At 59.2% G+C, this 5,001-nt stretch carries 7 protein-coding genes; 2 read left to right on the top strand and 5 right to left on the bottom strand.

Translation table 11 applies throughout. The features are described from left to right. Nucleotides 1-711 precede the first annotated feature (711 nt). Nucleotides 712-846, top strand: coding sequence for a hypothetical protein (locus Q7J44_RS18845; RefSeq protein ID WP_304882594.1), 135 nt, complete (start codon nt 712-714; stop codon nt 844-846). Between the two features lie 148 nt (nt 847-994). Then, a complete protein-coding gene (locus Q7J44_RS18850) occupies nt 995-2,137 on the top strand; it encodes a Fic family protein (RefSeq protein WP_304882595.1) in 1,143 nt (380 codons plus the stop codon). A gap of 24 nt (nt 2,138-2,161) precedes the next feature. Here the strand turns inward: Q7J44_RS18850 and Q7J44_RS18855 are convergent, their stop codons facing one another. The 5 genes from Q7J44_RS18855 to Q7J44_RS18875 all read right to left on the bottom strand — a co-directional run. Next, nucleotides 2,162-2,890 (bottom strand): hypothetical protein, encoded by a 729-nt coding sequence (locus tag Q7J44_RS18855; protein WP_304882597.1) that lies wholly within the window; start codon nt 2,888-2,890, stop codon nt 2,162-2,164. After that, a complete protein-coding gene (pglZ, locus tag Q7J44_RS18860) occupies nt 2,880-3,989 on the bottom strand; it encodes a BREX-3 system phosphatase PglZ (protein WP_304882599.1) in 1,110 nt (369 codons plus the stop codon). The genes Q7J44_RS18855 and pglZ overlap by 11 nt, the downstream gene beginning before the upstream one ends. A gap of 84 nt (nt 3,990-4,073) precedes the next feature. Continuing rightward, complete coding sequence (locus tag Q7J44_RS18865) at nt 4,074-4,592, bottom strand: DNA repair protein RadC (protein ID WP_209273920.1); 519 nt, start codon at nt 4,590-4,592, stop codon at nt 4,074-4,076. A gap of 106 nt (nt 4,593-4,698) precedes the next feature. Beyond that, entirely contained in the window at nt 4,699-4,809 is a 111-nt protein-coding gene (locus Q7J44_RS18870) for a JAB domain-containing protein (RefSeq protein ID WP_238991819.1), read from the bottom strand. Continuing rightward, the coding region (locus Q7J44_RS18875; RefSeq protein WP_304882605.1) for a hypothetical protein at nt 4,806-5,001 on the bottom strand (196 nt) is incomplete at its 5' end. The genes Q7J44_RS18870 and Q7J44_RS18875, both read right to left, overlap by 4 nt.

Consider the following 5,001-nt stretch of genomic DNA (forward strand, 5'->3'; position numbering starts at 1 on the left):
GACGCCTTTCGCCCGTTCCCGAACGATCTGACGGCGCTCCTGATCGGTCAGTCTGCGACTGCTGCCCATGTGAAGTATACGTTCCTATTTCTTGCCAACTTCGTACAAGCCCGCCTTCTCCCAGCACAAGCGGAGAAGGCAGCAAGGGCTTGTACTCAATGTAGAAAATCGGCCTCACGGGCCGATTTGACGTCCTTTGGCAAATGCAGCGCGTCTCGCGTTCGCTGCACCGCGCATCGCGTTCGCTGCACCGCACATCGCGTCCTTTGGACCGCGTTTTGCGCGCCCTGCAGCACGTCTTCTGGCGAGTGCCCGATGGCATGTGCCGCCTGCATCGCGCGTGGTGCCGGATGGCACACGTTTAGTGCGGGATGCGTCGCGTTTACTGCGACGCGGACAATGGCCCATGTCGAATGTCGCGCGCCATCTGGGGAACGCATCGCGCAGAAGGGAGGACACCCGGTGCCGTGTGCAGCGTGTCTTTCGCTCCCTGCGCAATGCACCATGCGCCCCGCATTCCGCCTGAGGGAGCCCGTATCCCGTCTTCTGCTTGACGCCGTCGCACACGGAGGTTAGCGACATGGCAACATCTTTGTATCGTTTCACCACTTTTGAGAGGGCTCCACTTATGCCGAACGACAATCTCGTGGTGATCGCTGCGATGGCCCGGAAAGGGGGGAGTGGCAACCCCGCCTCACCGGCGAACCGATCATGCGCATCCTCTGCAAGAAGACCGACAATCTGGTGGGTTTCCTCTACCAATGGAACAATGGCGATCTACAGCCCGCGTGGCTGGACGATGCTTTGGCCGAGGTTCGCTACGAACCAATAAGCGACGCCGCCTGACCTCTGTCCGATCGGATACACTACGGCTGATCCGGGCCGTTAGATGGAGATGTGTCCAACCTTTGGACCAGTTGGTGGTGCATAGAACCCACTTCCATAAATCATCTATTTGCCACATAGTGAGCTATAGAAAGGGATTCTATAACTCATGCGCTGGAACTGGACACAACCCGACTGGCCGAACTTCCGCTATGACCGCGCTGCGATCGAGCCACTCGAACGGCGCTTTCTGCTGTCCTCAGGCGAAATCCTTGGTGCGGTCCGCCATGTGACAGGCGAGGAGCGCGACCGGCTGCGCATCGAGCTTCTGAGTGAGGAGGCGATGCGGACGAGCGCAATTGAGGGCGAGGTCCTGGACCGGTCCAGTGTCCAGTCCTCGTTGCGGCGGCAGTTCGGACTGACCACGGAGGGCGCACCATCAAAACCCCGCGAGCAGGGCATCGCCGAAATGATGGTCGATGTATACTCGAACCACGCAGCCCCTCTGAGCCACGACACGCTCTCTCACTGGCACGGTATGCTCCTGTCCCATGACCGTGGCCTCGAGACGATCGGTGCGTACCGTCGGCATGACGACGCGATGCAGATCGTTTCCGGCCGCATTGACCGACAGACGGTGCATTTCGAAGCGCCGCCATCGGCGCAAGTCCAAGGCGAAATGGACGTGTTCGTCGACTGGTTCAACCGCACGGCGCCAGAGGGGTCCACGCCACTGCCCGCGCTGACGCGCGCGGCACTTGGGCATCTGTGGTTCGAGAGTATCCATCCGTTCGAGGACGGCAATGGCCGTCTCGGCCGCGCCCTGGCGGAAAAGTCCCTCGCCCAGAACATAGGCCAGCCGAGCCTGATCGCGCTGGCCTATACGATCGAACGCGACCGAAAGGGGTATTACGACCACCTCGAAGCCCACCAGAAAACGCTGGATGTGACCGCGTGGCTTCTGTGGTTCGGCGAGACGGTGTTGAACGCGCAGCAGGTCACACTGACGCGGGTTGCCTTCTTCATCGCAAAGGCGAAGTTCTACGACCAGTTCCGGGATCGGCTGAACGACCGGCAGGCCAAGGTGATCGAGCGCATGTTCCGAGAGGGGCCCGAGGGGTTCAAGGGCGGGCTCAGCGCCGAGAATTACATCGCCATCACTGGCACATCGCGCGCGACTACAACTCGGGATCTGCAGGACCTGGTCGAGATGGGCGCGCTGAACCGGACCGGGGAGCGGCGGCATACGCGGTATTGGTTGATGTTCGAATCCGAACGAAGCAAGCCCAGTGATCAGCCGCCCGTAAAATAGATCTGCACGCCAAGAGCCAGCAGATCACGCTCCCTGGCGATCCTTCAGACCGACGATGCGGGTTCCTGCACTGTCTGCTCTCACTTCCAGAGCATCAGACGACGAAAGCAAATAGCCAAGATTGTCACCAAGCGAGAACGGGAACATCGTCGGCTGACCCGCAAGTCCATCAAGACCCAAAGGGCGTCCCACATGCATAAGCAGTGCCGCGGAAAGCCACTGAACCGTCTCCGGGCTTTGGACTGCCATTGAGGGCTTCCGCGTCAGCGTTTTGCCATTCTCACTTTTGCTAAGCACGGACCAGTCGACCTGCGACTGTAGGACCATGTTGGTCATGCGACGAGTGCCTTCTCGCTCGCCGTATATCTCCGCCATCCGCCTATGTACTTCAGCGGTGGTGCAATCGCCTTGAATGGCCGTCAGTCGACCGACGATTTCGGCAACCTTTGCAAAGAAGGGATACACTGCGATGGCCATCCCCCAGGTCAGCACTTCGACTTGTGCATTCGGAACCCTGGCAAAGATGTCGACCCCTCTATCCGCCAAACCGACGACCTCCTCGCGCGGTTCAAGCCAGAGACGGTTCAAGACAGTCCGTGTCTTCTTCTTCGCTTCCGGCCCGGCATGAGCTTCCGTGAGTATCTGATCGAGCTCGCCAATGTCCGCAGCACCCGACCTTACCCGCAAAGCGGCCGCGGCCCAATCAAGGCGGATGAAACGATCAAAGCCGATCTGGGGCGCTTTAGGTTGCATTCTCTTCTTTCTTCATTCGGATCTTTACGAATGGGACAATCAGTTCTTCTACAGACATCCCACCATGCGCGACAATTTGATGGCCTGCGGGGACAAAAGCACCCCGCGCTTCCGCATACAGCGGCAAGAAATCTGATGGCAGTCCTGTTTTTCCGAACTGGAAGGCGTCAATTTCCGGCGGAACAGATGAAGCAAGATCCTCGCTGCGGTAAGCCCGAACTCGCTCACCCTTCATTTCGGATACAACGCCTTGATTGAGCCGCCCAATACCTTCTGCATCAACGTTGCCGTGGTCTGCTGTCAGGTAAATATGGTACCCATGCTGGCTAAGCATGGTGAACAGCTCTTCAATGAAACCAGTTTCGCACCAATCGCGAATTTGTCCAGCGATCCCACGTTTACCCAGCATTGCGCCATGCACGATTTCATCGATCATATCGACAACGATGCCAGCCACTTTTGTCGTAGGCCTTGACAGAGTTTCCTCTAATGCCGCCAATTGTTCGGATCTTTTGAGCCCTTTTTGATAGGTGACTTCGGGCCTCCTCAGTCCATTCTCTTGCCAAAATTTCGACCAGAGTGATGGTTCTTGCGCCGTCGTGCCCATCGAACTCTGGAATTCGCGAGGCTTTAGACCAGAAAAAAGCGCTTGGCGAGAGATGGAAGTCAGTGTCGGCAACCACGCGAAACACGCACCTTCATCTACAGAAAATTCAGAAACTCTCGCAGACAGATCCTCACGGATTTGGACCCACTGATCCAGTGCCAAGCCATCAAATACAACGAGAGCAATTCGATCTTCACCAGAGCTGCGGCGCATAGCTAAATATCTTGGCACATGGTGCACCATCACAGGCGCTTTCGCGACGGGCAACGAAGGCAAGTCTGTGAAGTGCCGAAACACCCACTCCTTTAGCCGCGCATCGGCGTTAAGTTGCAACGTCCGAACCTGCTCCTGTAGGCCAGCAGCATCTGCGGCTTTGAGTTCATTGAAGCGATATATAAGTTCCGCCAGGCGACGGGCCGCTTCCACCCAGTCGCGATAAGGCGCATCGATCAATGGCATGTCGGCTGCGATCCTCGTCGCACCTTCTGACACCAGTCGGGAAAGACCCCCGGGTGGCGCACTCCTCTGCCCCCCGAAGGCTCAAACCCTTCCCAGCCCTCCTCTGTCTCTCGGGCGTCACGCCGCGATCTGCAGCGCGCGGGCGGCAAAAGCGCGCCAGAGCGGGTCGACAAGGCGGGCATCCAGCAGATCGGCACGGTGACGCAGCCGCTGCGCCAGTTCAGGCTCGTGCCAGTCAGTGGCACGGCCAGCCTGGGCGCGAAGTTGAACCGCCTCGGTCACGACGGCCCGCGCCTCAAGAGCATTGGCGACAGGGTGGCACCAAGCCACAGCGCCATGACTGGCGGCCCCGGCAAGAACCAGGCGCTGGTCGTAATCAAGGATGGCCAGAAGCTGCGGCGCTGCATCGGAGCCGTTGTCCTCCGCAAGCTCAAACGCCCCCTGCATGGCATCGGCCAGCGTCGCAAAACGCTCAACGACCACGGGGGCAGCGGCGCCCGACATCAGGGCTGCAGGCGTCCGGTGCATCCGCGTCAGCGCGAAAGGCAGGCTGGGATCAGGAGCGACAGTTGGGCCATTTGCGCCAGGACCCATCGGGCGCGCGCTCGGTTGGATCGGCAGGGGAAGGTCAAACATGGTCATATCTCCAACGGCGCGGGAAGCCTCTCTCCCCGCCTCATCCGTCACAGACCAAACCGCCGCCCTCTTCCTCGAAGGGGCGGCGGCAGGTCTGCCGGCACCATCAGAGCTTGCCGAGGGCCCGCAGGCTCAGCTCCGTTCCGGCACCCACGATGATGTGGTCATGCAGCGTCAGGCCGAGATACTTGCAGCCCTTCTGGATCTCCTTGGTCATGCTGAGATCAGCCTCGGACGGCGTCGGATCACCCGACGGGTGATTGTGGATCTTTTGTGCCCCGTTTTCTTATGTGCCCCGAAGTCAAGATCGGTAGCTCTATCAATGGCTTCTGAGGCAAGGCTGGGCACATAACGGTGCATGCTTGTTGGCATCAGGTGTTTCTGGTTTTGGGCGACAGATGATTGTCGA

It is taken from the genome of Pseudotabrizicola sp. (assembly GCF_030656345.1).
Lineage (GTDB): Bacteria > Pseudomonadota > Alphaproteobacteria > Rhodobacterales > Rhodobacteraceae > Pseudotabrizicola.

Bases quoted from the DNA above. Each gene is read 5' to 3' on its own strand.
- Q7J44_RS18845 (WP_304882594.1), top strand. From the start codon at position 712: ATGCGCATCCTCTGCAAGAAGACCGACAATCTGGTGGGTTTCCTCTAC.
- Q7J44_RS18850 (WP_304882595.1), top strand. From the start codon at position 995: ATGCGCTGGAACTGGACACAACCCGACTGGCCGAACTTCCGCTATGAC.
- Q7J44_RS18855 (WP_304882597.1), bottom strand. From the start codon at position 2,890: ATGCAACCTAAAGCGCCCCAGATCGGCTTTGATCGTTTCATCCGCCTT.
- Q7J44_RS18865 (WP_209273920.1), bottom strand. From the start codon at position 4,592: ATGTTTGACCTTCCCCTGCCGATCCAACCGAGCGCGCGCCCGATGGGT.
- Q7J44_RS18870 (WP_238991819.1), bottom strand. From the start codon at position 4,809: ATGACCAAGGAGATCCAGAAGGGCTGCAAGTATCTCGGCCTGACGCTG.